Source organism: Neorhizobium sp. BT27B (assembly GCF_050455485.1).
Lineage (GTDB): Bacteria > Pseudomonadota > Alphaproteobacteria > Rhizobiales > Rhizobiaceae > Neorhizobium.
The window spans coordinates 31,417-54,936 of the sequence record NZ_JBCIYT010000007.1 but is presented as its reverse complement, the minus strand read 5'-3'; the positions used below and the strand labels follow the sequence as shown (position 1 = coordinate 54,936).

General features: G+C 58.4%; 22 protein-coding genes and 1 tRNA gene. 14 read left to right on the top strand and 9 right to left on the bottom strand.

All coding sequences use genetic code 11. The features are described 5' to 3' along the window. The first annotated feature begins 58 nt into the window (after positions 1–58). A complete protein-coding gene (locus AAIH70_RS19220) occupies positions 59–700 on the top strand; it encodes a DNA-3-methyladenine glycosylase family protein (RefSeq protein WP_132277081.1) in 642 nt (213 codons plus the stop codon). Between the two features lie 134 nt (positions 701–834). After that, positions 835–1,392, top strand: coding sequence for an HNH endonuclease (locus tag AAIH70_RS19215; protein ID WP_132277079.1), 558 nt, complete (start codon positions 835–837; stop codon positions 1,390–1,392). Between the two features lie 66 nt (positions 1,393–1,458). Here the strand turns inward: AAIH70_RS19215 and AAIH70_RS19210 are convergent, their stop codons facing one another. Beyond that, on the bottom strand, positions 1,459–1,986 hold the full coding sequence (locus AAIH70_RS19210; RefSeq protein ID WP_132277077.1) for a disulfide bond formation protein B: 528 nt from the start codon (positions 1,984–1,986) through the stop codon (positions 1,459–1,461). A 258-nt stretch (positions 1,987–2,244) separates the two neighbouring features. On the opposite strand from AAIH70_RS19210, the gene AAIH70_RS19205 reads away from it, so the two are divergent. The 3 genes from AAIH70_RS19205 (at position 2,245) to AAIH70_RS19195 (ending at position 4,171) form a co-directional block, all read left to right on the top strand. Further along, positions 2,245–2,329: transfer RNA gene (locus AAIH70_RS19205), tRNA-Leu, on the top strand. A gap of 83 nt (positions 2,330–2,412) precedes the next feature. Further along, entirely contained in the window at positions 2,413–3,141 is a 729-nt protein-coding gene (locus AAIH70_RS19200) for a DUF6538 domain-containing protein (protein ID WP_132276964.1), read from the top strand. 124 nt (positions 3,142–3,265) lie between these two features. After that, complete coding sequence (locus AAIH70_RS19195) at positions 3,266–4,171, top strand: ParB N-terminal domain-containing protein (protein WP_132276962.1); 906 nt, start codon at positions 3,266–3,268, stop codon at positions 4,169–4,171. A 166-nt stretch (positions 4,172–4,337) separates the two neighbouring features. Here AAIH70_RS19195 and AAIH70_RS19190 read toward each other — a convergent pair whose 3' ends face one another. Both AAIH70_RS19190 and AAIH70_RS19185 read right to left on the bottom strand, forming a co-directional pair. Then, a complete protein-coding gene (locus tag AAIH70_RS19190; RefSeq protein ID WP_165932070.1) occupies positions 4,338–5,006 on the bottom strand; it encodes an SH3 domain-containing protein in 669 nt (222 codons plus the stop codon). A 24-nt stretch (positions 5,007–5,030) separates the two neighbouring features. After that, a complete protein-coding gene (locus AAIH70_RS19185; RefSeq protein WP_132276958.1) occupies positions 5,031–5,360 on the bottom strand; it encodes a hypothetical protein in 330 nt (109 codons plus the stop codon). Positions 5,361–5,589: 229 nt separating this feature from the next. On the opposite strand from AAIH70_RS19185, the gene AAIH70_RS19180 reads away from it, so the two are divergent. Then, positions 5,590–6,150: a recombinase family protein gene (locus AAIH70_RS19180; protein ID WP_132276956.1), complete on the top strand. Its 561-nt coding sequence runs from the start codon at positions 5,590–5,592 to the stop codon at positions 6,148–6,150. 36 nt (positions 6,151–6,186) lie between these two features. Here the strand turns inward: AAIH70_RS19180 and AAIH70_RS19175 are convergent, their stop codons facing one another. The 4 genes from AAIH70_RS19175 to AAIH70_RS19160 all read right to left on the bottom strand — a co-directional run bounded on the left by AAIH70_RS19175 (position 6,187) and on the right by AAIH70_RS19160 (position 11,810). Next, positions 6,187–7,494, bottom strand: a complete 1,308-nt coding sequence (locus tag AAIH70_RS19175; RefSeq protein WP_132276954.1) for an ATP-binding protein — start codon at positions 7,492–7,494, stop codon at positions 6,187–6,189. Positions 7,495–7,855: 361 nt separating this feature from the next. Further along, positions 7,856–8,092, bottom strand: coding sequence for a hypothetical protein (locus tag AAIH70_RS19170; protein WP_132276952.1), 237 nt, complete (start codon positions 8,090–8,092; stop codon positions 7,856–7,858). Between the two features lie 149 nt (positions 8,093–8,241). Continuing rightward, complete coding sequence (gene rhaI, locus AAIH70_RS19165) at positions 8,242–9,534, bottom strand: L-rhamnose catabolism isomerase (protein WP_132276950.1); 1,293 nt, start codon at positions 9,532–9,534, stop codon at positions 8,242–8,244. A 179-nt stretch (positions 9,535–9,713) separates the two neighbouring features. Beyond that, positions 9,714–11,810, bottom strand: a complete 2,097-nt coding sequence (locus AAIH70_RS19160; protein WP_132276948.1) for a bifunctional rhamnulose-1-phosphate aldolase/short-chain dehydrogenase — start codon at positions 11,808–11,810, stop codon at positions 9,714–9,716. Between the two features lie 210 nt (positions 11,811–12,020). Between AAIH70_RS19160 and AAIH70_RS19155 the strand changes: the two genes are divergently transcribed. The 8 genes from AAIH70_RS19155 (at position 12,021) to AAIH70_RS19120 (ending at position 20,588) form a co-directional block, all read left to right on the top strand. Then, on the top strand, positions 12,021–12,839 hold the full coding sequence (locus tag AAIH70_RS19155; RefSeq protein ID WP_132276946.1) for a DeoR/GlpR family DNA-binding transcription regulator: 819 nt from the start codon (positions 12,021–12,023) through the stop codon (positions 12,837–12,839). A gap of 51 nt (positions 12,840–12,890) precedes the next feature. Further along, positions 12,891–13,886: a rhamnose ABC transporter substrate-binding protein gene (rhaS, locus tag AAIH70_RS19150; RefSeq protein ID WP_132276944.1), complete on the top strand. Its 996-nt coding sequence runs from the start codon at positions 12,891–12,893 to the stop codon at positions 13,884–13,886. Positions 13,887–14,239: 353 nt separating this feature from the next. Further along, entirely contained in the window at positions 14,240–15,769 is a 1,530-nt protein-coding gene (locus tag AAIH70_RS19145) for a sugar ABC transporter ATP-binding protein (RefSeq protein ID WP_132277588.1), read from the top strand. A 10-nt stretch (positions 15,770–15,779) separates the two neighbouring features. After that, positions 15,780–16,769: an ABC transporter permease gene (locus AAIH70_RS19140; RefSeq protein ID WP_132276942.1), complete on the top strand. Its 990-nt coding sequence runs from the start codon at positions 15,780–15,782 to the stop codon at positions 16,767–16,769. Continuing rightward, entirely contained in the window at positions 16,766–17,776 is a 1,011-nt protein-coding gene (locus AAIH70_RS19135; RefSeq protein ID WP_132276940.1) for an ABC transporter permease, read from the top strand. Before AAIH70_RS19140 ends, AAIH70_RS19135 begins: the two co-directional genes overlap by 4 nt. Further along, positions 17,773–18,093, top strand: coding sequence for an L-rhamnose mutarotase (rhaM, locus tag AAIH70_RS19130; RefSeq protein WP_132276938.1), 321 nt, complete (start codon positions 17,773–17,775; stop codon positions 18,091–18,093). The genes AAIH70_RS19135 and rhaM overlap by 4 nt, the downstream gene beginning before the upstream one ends. Positions 18,094–18,098: 5 nt before the next feature. Next, the gene (locus tag AAIH70_RS19125) at positions 18,099–19,493 is read left to right on the top strand and encodes an FGGY-family carbohydrate kinase (protein WP_207908282.1); all 1,395 of its coding nucleotides are present in this window, start codon (positions 18,099–18,101) and stop codon (positions 19,491–19,493) included. A 294-nt stretch (positions 19,494–19,787) separates the two neighbouring features. Beyond that, a complete protein-coding gene (locus AAIH70_RS19120) occupies positions 19,788–20,588 on the top strand; it encodes a hypothetical protein (protein WP_132276934.1) in 801 nt (266 codons plus the stop codon). Positions 20,589–20,687: 99 nt separating this feature from the next. On the opposite strand, the gene AAIH70_RS19115 is transcribed toward AAIH70_RS19120, so the two are convergent. Together AAIH70_RS19115 and AAIH70_RS19110 are read right to left on the bottom strand one after the other, a co-directional pair. Beyond that, positions 20,688–21,956 carry a GNAT family N-acetyltransferase gene (locus AAIH70_RS19115; protein ID WP_132276932.1) on the bottom strand — a complete coding sequence of 423 codons (1,269 nt, stop codon included), beginning with the start codon at positions 21,954–21,956 and terminating at the stop codon, positions 20,688–20,690. After that, on the bottom strand, positions 21,953–23,371 hold the full coding sequence (locus AAIH70_RS19110) for a lipopolysaccharide biosynthesis protein (RefSeq protein ID WP_132277586.1): 1,419 nt from the start codon (positions 23,369–23,371) through the stop codon (positions 21,953–21,955). Before AAIH70_RS19110 ends, AAIH70_RS19115 begins: the two co-directional genes overlap by 4 nt. Positions 23,372–23,520 lie beyond the last annotated feature (149 nt).

Sequence of the window (23,520 nt, the reverse complement as noted above, 5' to 3'; positions counted from 1 at the left end):
CTTGTGTTCGGGGGACTTGGTCAAGTCCGCGTATAAAAACACATACCCGCAGGTATTGATGACCATCATCCGTGACATGAGCGATATCGACGCCGGCCTCGTCCACCTGGTCGCGCTCGATCCGCGTCTTGAAACCATTGTCGCCGCCTCGGGCGCCGTGCCTCTGCGCCTGAGCGAACCCGGCTTTGCCAGTCTGGCATCGATCATCGTGTCGCAAATGGTGTCGAAAGCCAGTGCTGCGGCGATCTGGAACCGCATTCTGGCCGAGGGACCCGTGACGCCGGAAAACTATCTGGCGACCGCGCCGGACGTTGCCGCCACATTCGGCCTGTCGCGTGCCAAGGCGAAAACGCTGGCCGGTCTCGCCGAAGCCATCGTCGCGGGTCGTGTCGATCTCGATGCCCTGCTGCAGATGCCGCCCGAGGATGCGATCGCCGCGCTGACAGGCTTGCCCGGCATCGGCCCGTGGACCGCGGAAGTTTATCTGATGTTTTGCGGCGGTCACGTGGATGTGTTTCCGAGCGGTGATGTGGCTTTGCAAGCCGCCGTCGCACATGCCTTTACGCTGGAGGCGCGCCCGTCAGCGAGGCAATTGCGGCAGCTGGCCACAATCTGGTCGCCATGGCGTTCGGTCGCTGCCCGGTTGTTCTGGGCCTATTACGCCACCCATATGCGCCGGGATGCCCTGCCGACGCTCTGATTCGGCACAAGTCTGCAACATTGCCCGCAACTGATTCGCCGATCCTCAAAGCCCCTGCATTTATTGGCTTCACATTCCTGTAACAACAGACCTAATATAGAGGAGATAGATGCCGAATCGGGTAGGAGCGTCATTTGACGATTGCAGTCTCCCCGCAGGCCTTGCCGGCGCTCGTCCTGAACGCTGACTACCGGCCGCTGAGTTACTATCCCTTGTCGTTGTGGTCCTGGCAGGACGCGATCAAGGCGGTTTTCCTTGACCGTGTGAACATCATCGCGGAATACGATCACGCCGTCTCGTCGCCCAGCTTTTCGATGCGCCTACCGAGTGTCGTCAGCCTGAAAACCTATGTGCAGCCGACCCGCAACCCGGCCTTCACGCGCTTCAACGTGTTCCTGCGCGACAAGTTCGAATGCCAGTATTGCGGCGATCATCACGACCTGACCTTCGACCATGTCATTCCGCGCGCGCATGGCGGCGAAACGACCTGGGAGAATGTGGTGGCGGCCTGCTCGCCCTGTAATCTGAAGAAGGGCAGCAAACTGCCGAAACAGGCCGGCATGATACCGCACCAGAAGCCCTATGCACCGAGCGTGCAGGACCTGCACAACAATGGCCGGCTTTTCCCGCCGAACTATCTGCATGAAAGCTGGGTCGATTATCTCTACTGGGATACCGAACTGCAGCCGTGAGGTTTTTCGTCAATCTCGCGGCAAGGCGATGGCGCGTGAGCGCCATGCCATTCATCACGAAAATCTTCAGGCCGATTTGCGGAAGGCGCCGATAAAGGCGATCGCTGCCAGCGCAGCACTCGTCAACACGTTCCAGCCGGCCATGGACAGGCCGAGCACGCGAAGGGCTGCCGTATCGCAGGAGGGGCCGCGCACGGTGTTGAGGTCGCTCAGGAGATTGGCGGCATTGGTGCTCACCGCGCCGGCCGGATTGGTGCAGCTGGATGGACCCGCCCAGAAAGCCCATTCGACGCCGGAATGATAAACGGCGACGCCACCGCCGACCAGCATCATCAGGCCGATCAGTGCGAGCAGGACACGGCCTGTCCATGACGGCAGTTTGAAGGCAACGGTGCCGATGGCAAGGATGCCGACCGGAATGCCGTAATAATAGGGATCGCGCTGAACCAGGCAGAGATGGCAGGGCATGTAGCCGCCGATATGCTGGAAGGCGAGGGCGCTGAGAATGACCACCGCCATGCCGAATGTTACAATCAGGGGAAAGGCGATCTGCGGAATGCTGCGGCTGTGCTCGATTGATGCTGCATGCGCCATGAATGTCTCCTGCTTCCTGTCGTACGGCATCAGATCTTCAATAAACACGATGCTCGCTGCTGCTTTAATCTCACGCGCGACCGCTGTAAATCGACATGCCGTCGCAGATTGGCTTAGCGCATGGCACAGTTTCGTGAACCGTATCGTGGTTTGCGATCGGCAACATGCGAGATTTTTTGGGCGGCGCTGCCATGATGCGGATAAGGCGTCTTGCCGCATCCGCACACGCATGCTAGAGGCCGATCACACGCTCGCAATGCCCCGTTGGCGGAATTGGTAGACGCGCCTGACTCAAAATCAGGTTCCGAGAGGAGTGCTGGTTCGATTCCGGCACGGGGCACCAAAAACCTATAGGTAATTCAAATACCTACTGGTTTTTCAATAGGTTAAACTTCCATCTGCTACAGCGAACTGCTACAGCGAGGCATGGAAGACGTGACCGTTTACCCTTGGTTGACCCTCAGAAATCGCACCTATTATCTCCGCGCTCCGGTGCCAGCAGACCTCCATGAGGTGCTGAAAAAGACCCAAATCTGGAAATCTCTCGGCACGCAGGACCGTCGCAAGGCGGTTGAGAAGCTGCGGATTGAGAGCGGTGTGGTCTCGGAGATGTTCGAACAGGAGCGTAGGAGACAGGCACGTCTTAACGAGCCTTCGCTGGAGGAACTGACGGAAGCCCAGCTCAAGATCATCGGGGATGTCTACTTCGCCCACCTTCTGGACGAAGACGAGGAACGGCGACTTGGCGGCTTCGAAGGAGATGATTTCGACATTGCAGCCGAATGGCTGGACACACTTGACCAAGAGAACCGCAGAGAGTTCGCTCGCGGTCAAATCTCCCCCTTCATGCTGGACGAGGCAGCCGAGGTTCTGTCATGGGACGGCATTGAACTTCGCCTGGCTGATAACTCGCCAAGCTGGCCGAAGCTGGTCAGGGCAATCTATCAGGCAAGGATCAAAGCCGATCAGGCGAAGCGACAGCGCAACATGGGCGATGTGATCGAGACCCCGAAGCCCGAGGTTGCCAGCGAGAAGCATTACGGTTCCGCTGCGGTGAAGCTGGTGGGGCTTGCGAGAGCGATACGGCTGGCTTTCGGTGTGGTTGATCCATCCGATCGACAGTCCAACAACTACCCGTCAATCCAGCACAGCTAACTACATCCTCCTAAACCGCCAACCCTATACAGCCCTTAGGCTGTACAAATTGTACACCTGCGGTGGCAACTGCGCGAACCGCCTAAAGCCCTAAATTACCACTCACTTATAGAATAGAACGGCGATGGCATCGGTCTTCAGCCAACCAGATATGACGAGAATGAACGAATACGCACGACTTAACCCCGAGATTTGGAACGCCTCTCTTTCCGAGGCCATCGAGATGCTTGAAGAGACGCGTGGGCGTCAGAAGGACAATCCCTCTGAACCTGACAGTTTACCTGCGTCAGAAATCGAAGTGCTGCCCACCGTCTTCCAGTCCAGAGGTGACAAGCCTGACGAATACCATGTCAATGAGTTAATCTCTGCTTTGAAGCGAGAAAGCGCACTCGATCCAGTCTCGGTTTGGAGGTGCGGTGGACATACGCTGTTGGTCGATGGTCATCACCGTCATACTGCCTACACGGCCCTTGGGGCAGCAACAGGGAAAGAATTGGAGGTTCCCGTCAAATGGGTTCAGGGTCCGCTAGACAAGGCTCTATGGGCCGCCGCTGATAGCACCAAGGCGAAGCTTGCCATGACCCCTGGACAACGCCTCAATCGGGCGTGGGTACTTGTCACGTTAGGTCGGTTTCCCAAGGCAACGGAAGCCAGCATGGCGGGGGTATCAACTAGCCAGATCGCAACCATGCGGAAGGTGAAGCTGACACTCGGTGAGAGCGTAGAAGACTACAGAGGCTGGAAGGATGCGCTGCGCGCCTACCAAGGGCGCACGGCTGGTGAGTTCAATGAGGACGATCGGCAAGCGTGGCTTGAGCAGCAGGCTGACGAATGGGCAGCGAGGATGCGAAAAACCTTCGGCACGAAGCTTAGCCAAAACACCGAACTAGCGGCCATGGTCATGGCCCGTTACTTTGGTAGGAATGCATCCAAGCTCGCGATGGATTTGGCAGATGAACTCGGCATGGAAGTTGCCCATCCTGAACAGGAAGAGATGGACGAAGAAGGCTATGACACCACCCCGTTTTAGTCGGAGAACAGACGTATGCAGGCTTAATTCCTGCTATTTTAGATATAGATAAATTACCACACCCTTTAGGATAGAGGCGGCTTTTTACCCGAAAAATTCGAGAGGCCAATCAGATAGAAGGCCGTGTTGGCTTCCCCCCCTACGGCCCCTCGAAGCAACTTCCCTGTCACCGGTTGTATCTGCAACTCGTATCCACAACAGTCACCCTTACTATCGGCTCGATCGATATGCCCGGCGTCAAGGTGACATCCACGGTAGTACTGCCGTAACCGGAATTTACGTACAGGGTGGCGTAGCCGTCAAAAGTCTTACGGTTGGGGAAGAGATCATCTCTCTGCTCCATCTTCGCTTCGACATCGCAGTCTACAGAGAACGATCCCTCTACATCGGCATCACCATTGTACTCCACCGTTATGGTATAGTCGCATCTACTAAGCCCGCCCCCGATCATATTCTCTCGGCAGTTAAGGTCTGTGTCGCTTATGGTAAGCGGAGAGCGATACGTCGAGCGCGGAGTTGTGGAGGGAGGTGGCGATGTAGACGGCAGTTTTAATGGGCTGCTGGATAGCTGCTCTACAAACTTCTCTCTCACCCATCCAGTCTTCGTCTGGTTATCGATCAGCACCCCGATCTCTCGCCAATCGCCCACTCGCTTACTGAAAAGCACGACCTTCATGCCCATAGGCAGTTCGGCTAGAACCGCGCCGCTCGTAGTCGGCACAGCACGCATATTCAGCCGCTGCGTGTTCACCCTGCCAAGGGTCATCTCTTCCGCGTACGAAACAGCCGGCATCACCAGCCCCAACGCGATGATAAATGCGATGATAGCTCTCATGGACATGCAACACCCGACTGCACGTTAGCCGAACGTGAAAGTGAAGCGTTGGCTGCCTACGGAGCCGGTGCCGGTGCCTCGCGTTCCTGTCGAGACAAACGAGAAGGAACCGCTTTGCCCGTTCGTGCAGGTAAACGTGCCTTCGCCACGACGCTGCGTCACATAGACGAAGTTACCGCTGCACTTCCTACCCTTGCTGCTGGTCAACTCCAGCGTGCCGCCACCATCCATGTAACCGGTCGCCTTGCCAGAAAACGTCTCGTCACCGCTCTCGGTCTGCCCTTTCAGTGGCAATGTCATGCCGCAGCTCGATACAAGAAGAGCGACGGCTACAAAAGTAATTGTGCGTTTCATTGATACCCCCAAATGATTTGCGCCTGGACCTTAGTCTGATCAAGCCGACGTCCACCAGATGGGTCGCCGCTTATCCCCAGATCGAAAAGCATAAGAGTATCAATAGACCACGCCGATGTGGCTTCTCCGAAAAGAGCCTAAAAGAGTCCCATACAAGTGGTATTTGACTTTTGGAACCGTAAGTGTCAGAAGCCCTTAAACTTCTGTGACACTATCGGAGCCGTTTCAAATGCCTACCACCATCATTGGTTATGCCCGCACCTCGACCCTCGACCAGACCTATGGTCTCGATGCTCAGCTTCGCGATCTAGCGGCAGCAGGCTGTGAGAAGGTGTTCAAAGAGCAGCTCTCCTCGGTCGATACAGAGCGCCCAGAGCTGACCCGCGCTTTGGACTATGCCCGTGAAGGTGATGTATTCATCGTCACCAAGCTGGACCGATTGGCGCGCTCCATGACCGACCTAGTGAGGATCAAGGACACGCTGGAGACTAAAGGCGTCACGCTCAAAATCCTCAACCTCAATATCGACACCTCGACACCTACCGGCAAGCTCATGCTCAGCCTGCTCGGTTCCATCGCAGAGTTCGAGCGCGACATCATGCTAGAACGGCAGCGGGAGGGCATTGCGAGGGCAAAAGCTGACGGCAAGTACAAAGGCCGTGCCCCAACAGCTCAGCGAAAAGCCGACGACGTGAAGCGGCTGAAGGCCGAGGGGAAGACCGCCGAGCAAATAGTTGTGGAACTGGGCATCAGCCGTTCGAGCGTCTTTAGGGCGCTTCGGGCGGAATAATCACGCGTCCGTTTGGCACGGGGTGATTATGTGTTTTCAACCTTTGCTACCCTGCCATCCCAATCTCCGTCGCGCCATGGGATGATCGACTTCTAGCTGGACACTGGCCTGTTCAGCTCTAAGGCGTACGTACCCTCGAATGACCTTCTCCGTGAACTCATACCAACCCGTTCGATTGGCTGAGAGGATTTCCCCGGCTCCAGTTTTCTTGAGGCTGTTCATTCGGGTATTGAACTTACTGCGGTCGAGCGCCTCTAAATTAAGAGCTGCCGTGATGCGAATGTATGAGGCGAAGATGTCCGTACTGCGTCGCTGAAGCTCGTGGCCGTCCGCAACGGCATACAAGATATACTGATTGTCGTTGCTGTATTTCCGCGTCGCCAAATCGAATGGCGCTTTGAGCTTCATCTCCATTGCGTCACTTGCCTTCGCCATTGCCGCTTCAAAAAGCTCGCCCGTAACCATACCCCCATTCTGAGCCTCAAAGACTTGCCAGAATAGCTTTTCGGAAATCAGGTGAACATAGTGCGGGAAGCCGTCAGATATTTTGGCTATGCGATAAGCGGTGGTGTCGTCGATCTCAATTCCCAGACTCGATGCAGCCGCGACCACGATCTCTATACGACCATCCCAGCCCAGCCTTTCAAGGCTCACAGTGTGGAAATAGCGGTCGGCGCTGGCATGAGCGGACATGATCGCTTCGACCGTCTCTCCAATCCCACAGAAAATGAAACGGGCAGGCACTCGTTTGTCTGAAAGTTGCTTGATGAAGTTGGCGAAGTGTTCTTGCTCAACCTTGTCTTTGATTTGATCGAACTCATCGATCACAACGACTAGCTTGTCACTATATCGCTCGCATAAGAAGGCAACGAGACGGACAGCCTCGTTGATTGTACTCGGCTCAGGTGCCCTTCCCTCTTGGGTAGAGACCTTTGCAGCACCAGTGAGCCAGCCCAGATTTATGCCACCGCCTCCCTCCCTGATTGTCTTTTCGATCAACGGGCTTCGGCTTATGACTTCCTCAAAGAGGTCCTTGATAATGCTGCTAAAGCTGTTGCTGTTGTCGCATCCCAAAATGACCGGATCGCAACTGGCTGACGAGAGAGAGTAAGCGGCTGTCTGAGCCAAAGAAGACTTTCCAACTCCTCTGAAGCCATGGATAAAGACGTGACGACCCGGGGCATAGAGCGCCTTTCTGATGCCATCCAACTGCTCTTCACGGCCTCTGAGAAACTCTTCCGATTGAAGAGGGCGCGAAGGAGAAAGCACATGGGCTAGGGCCTTGCCGAAATCTTCTTCAGGCTGCGTAACTACCGCTCTGAGATTCCATAATTCGTCAGCCATTGCTCTATCCCGCTGGGAAACCGCGACTCGCAGCACACACAATTATAGAGAGTCGGGCCTGCGGATTGCAATCGCGCCACCCACCAGATGACACGCCCTATGCATGATCATTAGATTGACGATTTGGCCATCTTGAAACTGCTACAGCGAGCTGCTACACCGCTCGGCGTGGATGGCATTATAACCCATTGAAATCATTGCCTATAGACTGGTGCTCTGACGCCGGCACGGGGCACCACAACATCCTTGAGATATGGCCGATTGAACCCGTCAGGGAGCGTGCAATCGCGTGCCGTTGCTGCTCAACGATAATTTTTTAGCAGCTTCTCAGTTTTCAGGCCGACGATGCAAGCAGCCACTATCAGGCGGCAAGGTCGCCGATCTCGCCGAATTGTGCGAGCAGTCGAGGTGCGGTCATGTCACCGGTTTCGTCATCGACCATCACGGCATAGGCTGCAACGCCGATAAAACGATCGGCCATCGCGCCCGCGATTTTTTCTGCCGATACCGGATTGGAAGCCTGCCGCATTTCGCCGACAACCAGGTTCCCGCGATTTTTCCTGTAGGGCAGGATGATGTATTTTTCCGCGTTCGCCATGACTTCATTTTCCTTTTTGTTGCCATTATGTTCTCATTGTCTGGAAGGGAAGTCAATGGCTTGTATTGATCTGTGATCGGGCATTGATAAACGCGGAAAGCGGCGCGTTGGTCACGCACCGCTTTTCTGTTTCGTTCTGGCAGAAACCGTCAGATGATGCCGCCGCTGCCGCCAACAACGGCTGGGCGCTCTTTCGACACTTTTGCACGATAGCCGCTTGCGCGGTATGCGGCGATCGGGTCGATCGCGCCGCCGGTGCGACGGCGGGCTTCGGCGAGGATCGGCTCCACGTCGGTTCGGTAGGCACGTTTCAGCGTGTCGGTGGCCATCAATGCGTCATTGTCCTGCTGGTAACCGTCGAGTGCCGCGCGGTCGACGATCAGCGCCTGCGCATAGGCGCGGCGGATCTCGTTGGCGCTGGAGATCAGGCTTTCGATCGGGTCGGTGACATTGTGCGACTGGTCGATCATGTGGGCCGGATGAAAACCCTTTACGCCGCGGTTTTCGGCATCCACCAGTTCGTTGAAGACGAGGAACAGGCGATAGGGTTCGATCGAACCGGCATCGAGATCGTCGTCGCCGTATTTCGAATCGTTGAAGTGGAAACCGCCGAGTTTCTTGAACTGGATGAGGCGGGCGACGATCATCTCGATATTGGTGTTGGGGGCATGGTGGCCGAGGTCGACGAGGCAGAATGCCTTTTCGCCGAGCGTCTGCGCGATCAGGAGGTTGCTGCCCCAGTCCTGCACGACGGTCGAATAGAAGGCCGGCTCGTACATCTTGTGTTCGGAAAACAGCCGCCAGTCATCCGGCAGCGCCTTGTAGATATCCGCCATCGAAGAGAGGTAGCGCTCGAACTGGCGGGTGAAATTGCTCTGGCCGGGAAAGTTGGAGCCGTCGCCGATCCAGACCGTCAGTGCCTTGGAGCCGATCGCATTGCCGATCTCGATACATTCGATGTTGTGTTCGACAGCCTGCGCGCGGGTGGCGGCATCGGTGTGGCTGAGCGAGCCGTATTTGTAGGAATGTTTTTGGCCCGGTGCGTCGGAGAAGGTGTTGGAGTTCATGGCGTCGAAGCCGAGACCGAGTTCCTCGCCCTTGGCGTTGAGATCCTTCGGGTCCGTCTTGTCCCATGGGATGTGCAGAGAGACGGTCGGCGTGGCGCGGGTCAGCTGGTTGATGACGGCGCAGTCGTCCAGCTTGTCGAAAATGCCGCGCGGTTCGCCCTTGCCGGGGAAGCGCGCAAAACGCGTGCCGCCGGTGCCCACCCCCCAGGAGGGGACGGCCACGAAAAATTCCGCAACCTTTTGGGTGATGGCTTCGATATCGATGTTGCGGCGGGACAGGTTGTCGCCGAGCGCCGCATAATCGAATTTCAGGGCTGCGAGGCGCGCTTCATTGTCCTTGTCGACGGTGTCGGCGGCGATCTTGAGTGTTGTCATTGAAAAATCCTCCCTTGGCTCTTTTCTATCTTCTCCCCAACGGGGAGAAGGTGGCCCAGAGGGTCGGATGAGGGGGCTTGCGGTGCGTTTGCCTTTTCGCTTTGGCTCAAGGCGTCGCTTCGCTCCTCCCCCTCATCTGCCCTGGCGGGCATCTTCTCCCCGGCGGGGAGAAGACAATGTCAGCGTGTAAAACTCTGGGCGTTGCCGGCATCGACATTGATGATGTTGCCAGTCGATTTGGCGGACAAGTCCGAGGCGAGGAAATAGATCGCTTCGGCAATATCCTCGGGGAAGACGTTGAGTTTCAGCATCGAACGCTTGCGGTAATGTTCCTCAAGCTCGTTCACGTCGATCTTGGAGGAGGTGGCCCGCTGTTCGCGCCACTCGCCGCTCCAGATCTTGGAGCCGCGCAGGACCGCATCCGGGTTGACCGTGTTGACGCGGATGCCGGCGTCGGCCCCTTCCAGCGCAAGGCAACGGGCGAGGTGGATTTCGGCGGCCTTGGCCGTGCAATAGGCCGAAGCATTCGGAGATGAGGCAAGGCCGTTCTTCGAGGCGACGAAGACGACGTTGCCACCCAGCTTCTGGCGGCGGAAAAGCCGGAATGCTTCACGCGACACGAGGAAATAACCGGTGGCCAGAATGTCGATATTCTTGTTCCACATGGCGAGCGTGGTGTCTTCCACCGGAGCGGAAGAGGCGATGCCCGCATTGGAGACGAGGATATCGATACCGCCGAATTCGACGGTTGCTTCCGTGAAGGCCTTGGCGACGGCGTCTTCGGCGGTCACATCCAGCTGCACGCCGCGCACGGCGTCTGCGCCAAAACGCTTGGCGAAATCGGCATGGGCTTCGTTGAGCGCGGTCTGGTCGATATCGGCGAGCACCACGCAGGCGCCTTCACCGACAAGCCGCGCCGCAGTGGCGCGGCCGATGCCGCCGGCACCGCCGGTGACGAAGGCTACCTGTCCGGCAAGGCTTTTTGGCTTCGGCATGCGCTGCAGCTTTGCCTCTTCCAGCAGCCAGTATTCGATATCGAAGGCTTCCTGCTCGGGCAGGCCCTGATATTCGGAAACGGTGGAAGCCCCGCGCATGACGTTGATGGCGTTGACGTAGAACTCACCGGCAATGCGGGCGGTTGCCTTGTCCTTGGCGAAAGACAGCATGCCGACGCCGGGTACGAGGAAGATGACCGGGTTGGGATCGCGAATCTTTGGCGAATTGTCGTGTTTGCAGGTCTCGTAATAGCGCGTGTAATCGGCGCGGTAATCTTCCAGCGCCTTGTCGAGGCCGGCGATCACCGCATCGGCATCCGGATTGGCCGGATCGAAATCGACGATCAGCGGGCGGATCTTGGTGCGCAGAAAATGGTCGGGGCAGGAGGTGCCGAGGCTACCCAGCGGCGCCAGGTTCTTCGAGTTGACGAATTCCAGCACCGCATCCTGATCATCGAAATGGCCAAGCTTGCGCTCCGCCTTGCCGATGCGGCCACGGATTTCCGGCATCAGTTTTGCTGCAATGGCGCGGCGCTCTTCTGTCCCTAGGCTTTTGGTGACGGCGCCGCCAAAGATGGTCTTGCCTTCGGTCTCTTGTGCAAACCACTCGATCGCTTTGTTGATGATCTCGAGCGTCAGCAGATAGCAATCCTTGGCGTCATCGGCCCAGGTGAACAGGCCATGGCTTTCCAGCACCACGCCCTTGGCGGTCGGGTTGGCCTTCACGAAGGATTCGAGATCGAGGCCGAGTTGGAAACCGGGGCGGCGCCAGGGCAGCCAGCCGATGTCGCTGCCGAAAATCTTTTGGGTCAGTTCCTTCGAATTCTTCGAGGCGGCAATCGCGATGATCGCATCCGGATGCATGTGATCGACATGGGCGAAGGGCACGAAACCGTGTAGCGGCGTGTCGATGGAGGCGGCGCGCGGGTTGAGGTTGAACGTGCAATGCGGGAGGAAACCGACCATGCGGTCTTCGTCCTCGACACCCTTGTAGATGCCTTTCAGCGCTTCCAGCTTGTCCATGTAGAGGGTGGAAAAACCGTCGAGCTTGATGGTGCCGACATCGCCGCCGGAGCCCTTCACCCACATGACCTTGACCTTTTCACCGGTCAGCGGATCGGTTTCCATAACCTTTGCGGAGGTATTGCCGCCGCCATAATTGGTGATGCGCTTGTCACTGCCCAAAAGGTTGGAACGGTAAAGCAGCTTGCCCGGCTCATCGAGCTTTGCGGCATAAGCATCATCCCAGCGGTTATCGAGAAGGCGGGTTTGGCCCGGCATAGTCGTCCTCCCTGACGTTATCTGCCTGATATCTTCCACCGACGCTGGTCCTCCTGCGCCGGCCATGCGAGAGGGTATCGCGCACTCACTCAGGGCTTGTCAATCGTAAACGATCATAATCAATCATGTTGCGTCGCAATAGGAATTTTGATGATCGATGATGATTGACAAGTTTAAGAAACTGACAATAGTTGGCATCAGGAGGACCTCATGCACGAACGCGAACGCCATCGCATCATCTTAAGCGCGATACAGGAAAAGCCTGTGATCACGGTGCAGGATATTGCCGATTTGACGGATGCGTCCGAGGCGACGATCCGGCGCGATATCGCGTCCCTGCATGTGCAGGGTAAGTTGCGCCGTGTGCGTGGCGGGGCGGAAGCGATGCACCCACCGCAGATCGGCCAGCTGGCTGCACGCTCGTTTCGTGTGTCGGAATCGGTCAATATCGATAAAAAGCGCTCAATTGCGCGCCAGGCTGTCGAGCTTTGTGAAGAAGGCGACTCGATCATCATCAATGGAGGCACGACGACCTTCCAGATGGTGCATTACATGGCCTTGCGCCGCATGCAGGTGATGACCAATTCGTTTGCGATCGCCGAACATCTGGTCAAGCATTCCAAGAACAATGTGACGGTGCCGGGCGGCACGATCTATCGCGAGCAGAGCCTGATACTGTCGCCGTTCGACAATGATGCGATCCGCAATTTTTACGCCCGTCGCATCTTTATTGGCGCGCAGGGCATTGGTCCGCTCGGTATCATGGAGCCGGATGCGCTGGTGATCCAGAGCGAACAGAAGCTGATGCAACAGGCGGAAGAGCTGATCGTCATGGTCGACTCGTCGAAATTCCAGCGGCGATCGAGCATGATCCTGTGTCCGCTGGAGCGGGTGACCGCCATCATCACAGATGACGGTATCAGTGAGGAATCGATGCGCATGGTGGAGGATGCCGGCGTGCGACTGATCATTGCGGGGGCGGGTTATGCCGCTCAGGCAGATGAGGAGGATACCACGTCGGTTGCATGACGCGCCGGCGGGGGGACGGACTTTAGATCAATCTTTGGGAGGAGAATTGACATGAAACTTTCTAAAAAACTGGCATTGGGTGCGGCATTGGCCGTCGTGATGATGTCGTCTGCGGCTTCCGCCGCCGACATCAAGATCGCCCTTGTGGTGAAATCGCTCGGCAACGGCTTCTTCGAAGCCGCCAACAAGGGCGCGCAGGAAGCCGCCAAGGAGCTCGGCGGTGTCGAGATCATCTATACCGGCCCGACCTCGACCACGGCGGAAGGCCAGATCGAAGTCATCAACTCGCTGATCGCGCAAGGCGTCGATGCCATCGCCATTTCCGCCAACGATCCGGATGCGGTCGTGCCGGCGCTCAAGAAAGCGGCGCAGCGTGGCATCAAGGTGATCTCCTGGGATAGCGGCGTTGCACCGGAAGGCCGCATCCTGCAGCTCAACCCGTCTTCCAACGAGCTGATCGGCAAGATGTGCCTGCAGCTGGCCGCCAGCCATCTTGAAGGCGGCAAGGGCGATTTCGCCATTCTTTCCGCCACCACCACTTCGACCAACCAGAACATCTGGATTGACCAGATGAAAAAGCAGCTGAAGGATTTTGCCGGGCTCAACCTCGTCACCACCGTTTATGGTGACGACCTTGCCGACAAGTCCTATCGCGAAGCCCAGGGCCTTTTGACCTCGCAGCCAAACGTCAAGGTCATCGTTGCACCGACCACGGTTGGTGTGCTGGCCGCGTCGCAGGCGGTGAAGGATGCCGGCAAGATCGGTCAGGTTTTTGTCACCGGTCTCGGCCTTCCGTCCGAAATGGCGGGCGCTATCAAGTCGGGTGCTACCAAGGAATTTGCCATCTGGAACCCGATTGATCTCGGTTACTCCGCCACGCAGATCTCCTATCACCTGGTCAAGGGTGATGCCGACGGCAAGCCCGGATCCGAGATCACGGCTGGCCGCATGGGCAAGATCAAGATCGATGACAAGGGCGAGGCCGCCATGGCCGATCCGTTCATCTACGACGCCAAGAATATCGACGAGTTCTCGAAGATTTTCTGATCTGACGGAACGTCGTCCGATTGCAAAGTCCCCCTCAGGCCTGCCGGCGTCCGGCGGACCCCACCACAAGGGCAGGGGTATCGCAACTGGAAAAGACCCCGCCCCAAACCCCTCCCCACAAGGGGAGGGGCTTAACCAAGCCGATCCGCTGAAACTCAATCGAGGTAGGCGTTTGCGGCTGGTTTTCTCCCCCCTTGTGGGGGAGATGGCCGGCAGGCCAGAGGGGGACTTTCTTCCGTATGCGATAACCTTCCCCCTTGTGGGGAGGGGCCTTTTGCCAAAATCGAAAGCTCACCCTGCGGGGGGATCTTCAGGTGAACAAAATGAATGTAGCCGCACCCATGCCCGATGAAATGCCCGACCAGATCAATGAAGTTGAGGCGCTGCCCGCCCGTGGCGCACCCATCCTCGAAATGCGCGGCATTTCCCAGATCTTTCCGGGTGTCAAAGCACTCGATGGTGTCAGCATTGCACTTTATCCCGGTGAGGTGACGGCACTGATCGGTGAAAACGGCGCCGGCAAGTCGACACTCGTGAAAATCCTCACCGGTATCTATCGCCCCAGCGAAGGCGAGATTGTTATCGATGGTCAGCCGGTCACCTTTGCCAGTGCGCAGGATGCGATCGATGCGGGTGTCACTGCCATTCATCAGGAAACCGTGCTGTTCGACGAGCTGACGGTTTCCGAAAACATCTTTCTCGGCCATGCGCCGCGCACCCGTTTCGGGCTGATCGACTGGAAGGTTATGAGCGCCCGCGCCAGTGAATTGCTGCGGGCGCTGGAAAGCGAGATTGATCCCACCATCCGCCTGAAAGACCTGTCGATTGCGCAGCGGCATCTGGTCGCCATTGCCCGCGCGCTGTCGGTCGAAGCGCGCATCGTCATCATGGACGAGCCGACGGCAGCGCTTTCCCGCAAGGAAATCGATGATCTCTTTCGTATCGTCGAAGGATTGAAGAAACAGGGCAAGGCGATCCTGTTCATCAGCCACAAGTTCGACGAGGTTTATGAGATCGCCGAAAATTTCGTGGTGTTTCGCGATGGCCGCGCCGTTGGCAGCGGGCGTCTGGCCGAGACGCCACAGGATACGATCGTGCGCATGATGGTCGGGCGCGATGTGTCCAACATCTTTCCCAAGGTCGAGGTGTCGATCGGCCAGACGGTGCTGGCGGTTGAAAACTACTGCCACCCGACCGAATATCGCGACATCTCTTTCGCGCTGAAGCGCGGTGAAATTCTCGGCGTTTACGGCCTGATCGGCGCAGGCCGTTCGGAGCTTTGTCAGGCGTTGTTCGGCGTATCACGCCCATCTTCCGGCCGGCTGGTGCTCGAAGATCAGGAACTGACCATCCGCTCACCACGCGATGCGATTGCCGCCGGCATCGTCTATGTGCCGGAAGAGCGTGGTCGTCATGGTTTGGCGCTGCCCATGCCGATCTTCCAGAACATGTCGCTGCCGTCGCTTGCCCGTACCTCCCGTTCCGGTTTTCTGAAAGCCGCCAACGAACTGGCCTTGGCCCGCAAATATGCCGAACGGCTGGATCTGCGCGCCGCCGCCCTTTCCGTGCCGGTTGGCACGCTGTCGGGCGGCAACCAGCAGAAGGTGGTGATCGGCAAATGGCTGGCGACGCTGCCCAAGGTTATCATTCTCGATGAACCCACCAAGGGCATCGATATCGGCTCCAAGGCGGCCGTCCACGGTTTTATCAGCGAACTTGCTTCGGAAGGCCTGTCGATCATCATGGTCTCGTCGGAACTGCCGGAAATTCTCGGCATGTCCGACCGGGTTCTGGTCATGCGCGAAGGCCTGTCTGCGGGCATTTTTGATCGTTCACAGCTCAGCGCCGAGACTTTGGTGCGCGCTGCCACCGGCAATGCGTGAGGAAGCGCCAATGAAAAGACTTCTGAAACATCGCGAACTTCTTCTGGTCGGCATCATCGCAATCATGGTGGCGGGGTTTGCCACCCGGGCTCCCGGTTTCGCCACACCCGCCAACCTCGCCAATATATTCAACGACACCTCGATCCTGATCATTCTGGCGCTTGGCCAGATGACGGTGATCCTGACGAAATCGATCGATCTTTCCGTTGCCGCCAATCTTGCCTTTACCGGCATGGCGGTCGCGATGCTGGATGCCGCCTATCCCGGCCTGCCGCTGGCGCTGCTGGTCGTGCTTGCGATCGGCATCGGTGCGGCGCTCGGCGCCATCAACGGTTATCTCGTCTGGGCCTTGCAGATCCCGCCGATCGTCGTGACGCTTGGCACGCTCACCATTTATCGCGGCATGGCCTTCGTCCTCTCCGGCGGCGCCTGGGTCAATTCGCACCAGATGACCCCGGGTTTCCTCAATTTTCCACGTGTCTCCGTGCTCGGCATGCCGCTCCTGTCATGGATCGCCATCGTCATCGTGCTTTTGATGTGGGGGCTGCTGACCCGCACGGCGTTCGGCCGTTCGGCTTACGCTTCCGGTGGTAACCCGACGGCGGCCGTTTATGCCGGTATCGATATCGGCAAAACGCGGTTTTTCGCCTTTGTGTTGTCCGGCGCGTTGTCGGGCCTTGCCGGTTATCTCTGGGTGTCGCGTTATGCCGTCGCCTATGTCGATGTCGCGGCCGGTTTCGAGCTCGATACGGTGGCTGCCAGCGTCATTGGCGGCATTTCCATTGCCGGCGGTATTGGCTCGGTGGCCGGTGCCGTGCTCGGCGCGCTGTTCCTCGGTGTCATCAAGAATGCGCTTCCCGTCATCGGTATATCGCCGTTTGCGCAGATGGCGATTTCCGGCATCGTCATCGTGCTCGCCGTCGTCTTCAACGCCCGCGCGGAACGCCGGGCCGGGCGCATCATCCTGCGCGATCGTGGCGCCAAGGAGGTTTCCGCATGAGCGACGTCACCGAAACCAGAACGCGCCTGGCCATTCCCGATCGCCTTGGCACGCCGTTCAGCCGCCTGCTCGGCAGTTGGGAAGTGTTGTTGTTCGGCGTGGCGGTGGTGATCTTCATCGCCAACTCGTTTGCCTCGCCTTATTTCCTCAATGCCTGGAATCTGTCGGACGCTACATTCAACTTCACCGAAAAGGCGATGATCGCCTTTGCCATGGCCATGCTGGTCATTGCCGGTGAAATCGATCTTTCCGTCGCTGCCATGATCGCGCTTGCATCCACCGCCATGGGGGCGGCGGCGCAGATGGGCATCGGCACGCCGGGATTGGTCGCCATCGGCATTGGTGTCGGGCTTGCCTGCGGTGCCATCAACGGCACGCTGGTTTCGGTGCTGAAACTGCCATCCATCGTCGTCACCATCGGCACGATGAGCCTGTTTCGCGGTATTTCGTATATCGTGCTGGGCGATCAGGCCTATGGCAAGTATCCGGCAGACTTCGCCTTCTTCGGACAGGGTTATGTCGTCTGGGTGTTTTCGTTCGAATTCGTGCTGTTCATCGTGCTTGCCATCATCTTCGGCGTGGTTCTGCATGCGACCAATTTCGGTCGGCAAATCTTTGTTATCGGCAATAATGAATTTGCGGCGCGCTTTTCCGGCATTCCGGTGGAGCGCATCAAGTTCAAGCTTTTCCTGCTGACCGGCCTGATGTCCGGCATTGCAGCCGTCTGCCTCACCTCGCGGCTCGGCTCCACGCGCCCGTCGATCGCGCAAGGCTGGGAGCTCGAGATCGTCACCATGGTGGTTCTTGGCGGCATCTCCATTCTCGGAGGGGCCGGCACGATTGCCGGGGTCGTCATCGCCGCCTTCGTCATGGGCCTCGTGACTTTCGGCCTTGGCCTTTTGAATGTGCCCGGCATCGTCATGTCGATCTTTGTCGGCCTTCTTTTGATCATCACGATCGCGCTGCCCATCGTGGCCCGACGCATCAAGCATATGAGAACCAGATGATTTTGGAAAAACACGCATTCAAGATGAAGCTTCATCCGGGCATGGAAGCGGAATATCGCAAGCGTCATGACGAAATCTGGCCGGAACTAGAGGCGCTTTTGCGCGAGGCCGGCGTGCGCGATTATTCCATCCATCTCGACCGTGAAACCGGCATCCTGTTCGGCGTGCTTTCCCGCCCGGTCGATCACACAATGGAAAGCCTGCCGGAACATCCGGTGATGAAACGCTGGTGGGCGCATATGGCCGATATCATGGAGAGCAATCCCGACAACTCGCCGGTTCAGAGTGATCTCGTCACGGTGTTTCATCTGCCATGAGTGATTTGGGGGGGAGTGATTTTCGACGCATCGCCGTGCTGGATATCGGCAAGACCAATGCCAAGGTCGTGGTGGTCGATGTCGCCTCGGGTGGCGAAGTTGCGACTCTAAAGATGCCCAACCGCGTCCTCACCGGGCCGCCATACCCACATTACGATGTGGAAGGTATCTGGTCGTTCGCGCTCGATGCGCTTGCGCGTTTTGCGATCGAACCGGGTTATGATGCGATTTCCATCACCACGCACGGTGCATGTGCGGCGTTGCTCGACACCGAGGGGCATTTGGCTCTGCCGGTGCTGGATTACGAGCATGCCTATCCGCAGCATGTTCGGCATGCTTATTCGGCGCTTCGTCCGGCTTTTGCGGAAACCGCCTCGCCACCGCTTGCCAATGGGCTCAATCTCGGTGCGCAGCTGCATTACCAGAAGGAATGTTTTGCCGCTGAGTTTTCGCGCGTTGCCACCATCCTGACCTATCCGCAATACTGGGCCTTTCGGTTGACGGGCATTGCCGCCAACGAAGCCACGTCGCTTGGCTGCCACACGGATCTGTGGCGACCGGGCAGGGGCGAATATTCCACGCTTGTCGATGCACTTGGCCTGCGGCAACTGATGGCGCCGGTTCGCTCTGCATTCGATATGCTGGGACATGTCGTGCCTCGGATTGCCGAGCGAATGGGTCTGGCCAGGCCGGTCCCCGTTTTCTGCGGTATTCACGACTCCAATGCATCACTGCTTCCGCATCTGGTGGGTCGGCAGAGTCCGTTCTCCGTCGTTTCGACCGGAACCTGGGTGGTGAGCTTTGCTGTCGGCGGAAACCTCGCCGGGCTGGATCCCGCGCGCGATACGCTTGCCAATGTCGATGCGCATGGCCGCGCAGTTCCGTCTTCCCGGTTCATGGGCGGGCGTGAATTCGAAATGCTGACGTCGGACTGGCCGCAACCGGGTTCCGAGGAGGTTGGCGTATCTGTCGCGAACATGCTCTCTGCGGGCCGGATGCTGTTACCCGGTCTCATGCATGGCTCGGGGCCTTTTCCAGACCGGCAGCATGAATGGGTGGGGGAGGCTCCTCAAACTGCGGCAGAGGCCCATGCGCTTGCAACAATCTATGCCGCATTGATGACGGATGCCTGCCTTGGTTTGCTCGGTGCGGGTGGAGACACGATTGTCGAAGGACCTTTTGCCGATAACGCGGTTTATCTGCAGCTGCTGGCGGCATTGACCGGGCGGGATGTTCTGGCGGTTTCCGGATCAACCGGAACCAGTGCCGGCGCAAGTCTGCTGACGGGTGCACGACTGGCGTCTCTTTCCTGCCGGCGCGTTGAACCGTGGTCGATACCGTCGGCCCTGTCCTACAAGACCCTGTGGCTGGGGGGCCTCGGCATGGTGGCTGCCGCCTGAAGCCTTGTGCCGAGCGTGGTGCCTTTTCCGACGTCATCCTTCTCGATAGCGTTATCTGGTTGTTGCCATCGCAGGTGGCGGCGCATCTGTTGGTGTGCCACCGAAGATCGAAAGCGGCATGGAAACTATCGAAAACAGCGATTTTTGTGCCAATCTGAAACAGATTGATTAGGTGCGTTGCAACAATTAATTCTTGCTTTGGTTGAATTATGTAAAGCTAAAACAGCAAGTCAAAGACATGCTCTATTACCCTCACAACCTCGCAGAAGCTGAGGGTATTGAGAGGAGAATGACATGCGCAAGTCGAGTAAACTTCTGGTTCTTTCTGTATGCCTCGTGTTTCCGGTTGCCTCTGGCGCCTTCGCACAGTCTCTTGGTGGTCTCGGCGGTGGCGGCAGCGGTAATGGCGGTGGCGGGCTTGGACTGGGCGGCCTTGGTGGTGTGAGTGTTGGCAGCAGCAATGGCGGTCTCGGTGTCGGTGCATCGATCGGCGGCGTCAATGCCGGCGTAGGCCTTGGCGGCGGTGGTCTTGGTGTCGGCGTCTCTGCCGGCGGTGCCAGCGGCGTTAATGCCGGTGTCGGCGTCGGAACCAGCAATGGTGTCAATGCCGGTGTCGGTGCAAATGTCGGCGGATCAAGTGGTCTGAGTGCCGGCGTTGGTGCGGCCCTCGGTCGCGACGGTATCGATGCCAGCACGACCGCCTCGATCGGCGGCAGTGGCGGCATCAATGCGGGTGTCGGTGCCGCCATCGGCGGTGGCCGCGGTGTCAACGCCAATGTCAACGCATCGGTTGGTGGTACGAACGCCAATGTCGGCGTTAGCATCGGTGGTGGTCGCCCGGGAACGACTCCCGGTGGCCCAAATCCGGGCGGCGTGACGCCTGGTGTGACAGGTCCGGGAACCGGCACGAATCCCGGTCGAAACAATACCGGTGTGAGGAGCCCTTCTGCTGCCCTTCAGGCCTATAACCGCATGTCGGAAGCCGAGCGCAAGAAGCTGCTGATCACCTGCCGGAGTGTTCTCGGCGGCGGTGGTGGTTATGACGCTTCGCTTGTATCACTTTGCAAGCTGCTGAATGCTTCCGCAAAGCGCTAAACAGTTACCTCCCGAAAAAGCCCATGGTTTCGGCCGTGGGCTTTTTTCTGTTCAGCATAGAGGGGATGTACGGTTTACGTCGCCGCATCGTCGGTTTTCTCAACCGTGACGGCCGGCCATGGCCATGATCTTCTGGCGCAGCATGCGGGCGACGTTGCGGGTGTTGCGATAGAAATGCAGCTGGCTCGCCGCCTGGCGCATGTCGCGGTCCACGTTTGAACGCAGGCCGATCAGAACCGTACCCATATTCTCGCGTTCTTCCCAGAAACGGCTCATGATCGGGTGATCGGGCACGGCGCAGCTGTCGGTGCGCATGATGTTGGCGTCATCGAGATGCCAGTCGGTCAGCTTCATCATCAAAAGCTTGCCCGGTGAGAAGCGGCTGTAATTCTCATCATAGGCCGTCTTCCAGGTGTAAGCTTCGCCGGCCATGACGAAGACGACGAGGCTTGCAATGGCACGGCCTTCGAAATCGATCGTGTGGATACGCACGGCGTCGGCTTCGGCAAGATTGCTGATCGCTTCGCGGGCAAAGGCAGCACGGTAGCGATCACTGATCAGGGCGCTGCGCTTGCGACCCTTCCAGCCCTTGGCTTCCAGCGCCAGAAACTCTTCCGTGCGCTTGCGGATTTCGGATGGCTGACGCGCAACATTGTAGGAAAGGCTGCCTTCCTTTTCGAGCAGCCGCCATTGGCGGCGCATGTCACGCAGGTGAGCGGATGTCATCGCCTTTTTCAGATAGGCATCGCCATCGAGCAGGCTTTCCAGCATCGGGCGCTGATACTGGCCGGTCACGGTGACCGGCAATTCGCGGCTGATCGCCACGGCGCGCAGCAATTGCGCAAACCGGCCGTCAAGGCGCAGATCCGGCAGGACCAGAACGGAAGGCAGCTTTGCCTGGCGGGAGCCGAGCGCCTCAAGGAGATTGTCGATGGTCTCGGCAGCGTCTTCTGCATCCACCAGAGGCGTGCCCAGCGGGCCGAACGGGTTGGCCCAGACACGGATGATCGGCGGCCCCATCGAGAAACCGGGCTTTTCCACCGAGTAGGGCAGCAGCAGACGCATGCGGCTGCGGCCATCACGATCGTCGCGGATCAGGGCCAGACGCACATCGCGGTCTTCCACGCGCGGCATTGCCGGCGCCAGCAGGCGGCCGGAGAAAAAAATGTTCGGCTCCATCACGCGGTTGGAGAGAAAGTCCAGTTCCTCCTGCAGATCGTAGCCGAGGGCTGCCGGATAGATCGACATATGGCGCCCGGACCGGCCGACATCGACGGTGATCTCGGCATTGGGGCGCTCCATGCGTGCGAGTTCCCGTGCGTCCGGCGCAGGCTGGTAAACGTCGTTGCTGATCGGAGGCAAGGTCATGGTTTCGCTTTCGCAATTTTATGTGCGGGCCGCGGATCGGCGAATGCAAACAGCACGATGCCGAGAACACGGCGTACGGCGATATGCAGGAGTATCGTTTCCACCACCATCGCGCCCGCCGTTGCCGATGCGGCACCAATCAGGCCGAAATGCGGTATCAGGATCACGTTCAGGCTGATGTTGGCAGCAAGCGTCACGGAATAGAGCGCGACGCAGAGTTTTTGCCGGCCGGCCATGCTAAGAAGCACTTCGCCCGGGCCGATCGATGCCTTTGTCAGGATGCCGGCAAACAGGATGACCATCAGGATGTAACCGGAGGTGAAGGCCGAACCGAACAGCGACAGCAGGAATTCACCAAGCGCCAGCACGCCGAGCCCCACACCCAGTGCCGGCCAGAAGGTCCAGCGGGCTGCCTGTCCGGCAAAACCGGCAAGCGCATCATGATCCCCTGCCGCCATGATGGCGGAAAAGCGCGGAGCGGCGGCTGCCTTCACGGAGAAATAGACGAACTGCACCAGCGCGATAGTCTTGGCGGCCGCGTAATACACACCGACCTGATCCGGCGGCATATAGAGACCGACGACGACGACGTCCGAATTGGTGAGCAGAAAGCCGATGCCATCGACGAGAAAAACCGGCAGCGAAAACTTCATCCATGGCAGCACGCTGAAGCGCAGTGCGCCACGGCCATAGCTCCTGCGCAGGCGCCAGGTTACGCGGATGAACTGCGTCATTGTCGTCACATAGGTGGCCGCCAGCGCCGCCGTCATAGCGGTCACGGCAGTGCGCGGTTCGCCGATCCACACGGCCAGCAGCATGAAGGCGAGGATGAGGACAGGGCGGATGATGTAGGTTGGCGACAGTGCCGTCACCGTCCATCCGTTGGCGCGTGCCGTGCCGTCCAGCACGTCGCCGAGCGCAATCATGGGCAGCGTGAAGAGGCCGAGGAACAGCGGCACCAGCCAGTAGTCGGTGATCTTTTCGCCGGCAAAATGCAGGACGGCAAGGCCGATGGCAGCAAGGATGCTTGCCGAGACCATGGCGAAGACGCGCACCGTCCAGTTGAGGCCGCGCACGAGGCTGTGGTCGTTTTCCGAGCGATGCACCGGCAGGAAGCGGATGACGGCGGTGTGCATGCCGAGGCAGGAAAGATTGCCGAACACCACGACCAGCACCCAGACGAAAGCGAATATGCCGTATTCGAACTCGCCCATAAGGCGCGCCTGGATGATCTGGGAGACGAATGCAATGCCGGCGCTGACGACACGAATGACGAAGGCGATCAGGGCCATGCGCTGGGCGCGCGCGGTGTCATTCTCTGCGGTCAGCATTGATTGCAGCCGAAGCAGGACCGGGGCGGTCCGCCGACGCAGGGGATGCGGAAGCTGACGCTCCGCAAACTGGATGACCGTCACCAGGGACACGCAATACTCGCAATGACGCAGATACACAGTCGCCTAGAGTGTCAGAACAGCGTTAAGAAACTGTTTCCATTAGTAATGTCTGTTATATACTGAGGACGCCTTCAACAGGCTTGTGGCAACAAAAAATGCCGCCCGGAGGC

Coding starts and splice junctions, on each gene's coding strand:
- AAIH70_RS19185 (WP_132276958.1), bottom strand. CDS start 5,360: ATGAAACGCACAATTACTTTTGTAGCCGTCGCTCTTCTTGTATCGAGC.
- rhaI (WP_132276950.1), bottom strand. CDS start 9,534: ATGACAACACTCAAGATCGCCGCCGACACCGTCGACAAGGACAATGAA.
- AAIH70_RS19115 (WP_132276932.1), bottom strand. CDS start 21,956: ATGACCTTGCCTCCGATCAGCAACGACGTTTACCAGCCTGCGCCGGAC.
- AAIH70_RS19195 (WP_132276962.1), top strand. CDS start 3,266: ATGGCATCGGTCTTCAGCCAACCAGATATGACGAGAATGAACGAATAC.
- rhaS (WP_132276944.1), top strand. CDS start 12,891: ATGAAACTTTCTAAAAAACTGGCATTGGGTGCGGCATTGGCCGTCGTG.
- AAIH70_RS19190 (WP_165932070.1), bottom strand. CDS start 5,006: ATGAGAGCTATCATCGCATTTATCATCGCGTTGGGGCTGGTGATGCCG.
- AAIH70_RS19170 (WP_132276952.1), bottom strand. CDS start 8,092: ATGGCGAACGCGGAAAAATACATCATCCTGCCCTACAGGAAAAATCGC.
- AAIH70_RS19140 (WP_132276942.1), top strand. CDS start 15,780: ATGAAAAGACTTCTGAAACATCGCGAACTTCTTCTGGTCGGCATCATC.
- AAIH70_RS19120 (WP_132276934.1), top strand. CDS start 19,788: ATGCGCAAGTCGAGTAAACTTCTGGTTCTTTCTGTATGCCTCGTGTTT.
- AAIH70_RS19175 (WP_132276954.1), bottom strand. CDS start 7,494: ATGGCTGACGAATTATGGAATCTCAGAGCGGTAGTTACGCAGCCTGAA.
- AAIH70_RS19180 (WP_132276956.1), top strand. CDS start 5,590: ATGCCTACCACCATCATTGGTTATGCCCGCACCTCGACCCTCGACCAG.
- AAIH70_RS19160 (WP_132276948.1), bottom strand. CDS start 11,810: ATGCCGGGCCAAACCCGCCTTCTCGATAACCGCTGGGATGATGCTTAT.
- AAIH70_RS19145 (WP_132277588.1), top strand. CDS start 14,240: ATGCCCGACCAGATCAATGAAGTTGAGGCGCTGCCCGCCCGTGGCGCA.
- AAIH70_RS19155 (WP_132276946.1), top strand. CDS start 12,021: ATGCACGAACGCGAACGCCATCGCATCATCTTAAGCGCGATACAGGAA.
- AAIH70_RS19135 (WP_132276940.1), top strand. CDS start 16,766: ATGAGCGACGTCACCGAAACCAGAACGCGCCTGGCCATTCCCGATCGC.
- AAIH70_RS19200 (WP_132276964.1), top strand. CDS start 2,413: ATGGAAGACGTGACCGTTTACCCTTGGTTGACCCTCAGAAATCGCACC.
- AAIH70_RS19220 (WP_132277081.1), top strand. CDS start 59: ATGACCATCATCCGTGACATGAGCGATATCGACGCCGGCCTCGTCCAC.
- rhaM (WP_132276938.1), top strand. CDS start 17,773: ATGATTTTGGAAAAACACGCATTCAAGATGAAGCTTCATCCGGGCATG.
- AAIH70_RS19210 (WP_132277077.1), bottom strand. CDS start 1,986: ATGGCGCATGCAGCATCAATCGAGCACAGCCGCAGCATTCCGCAGATC.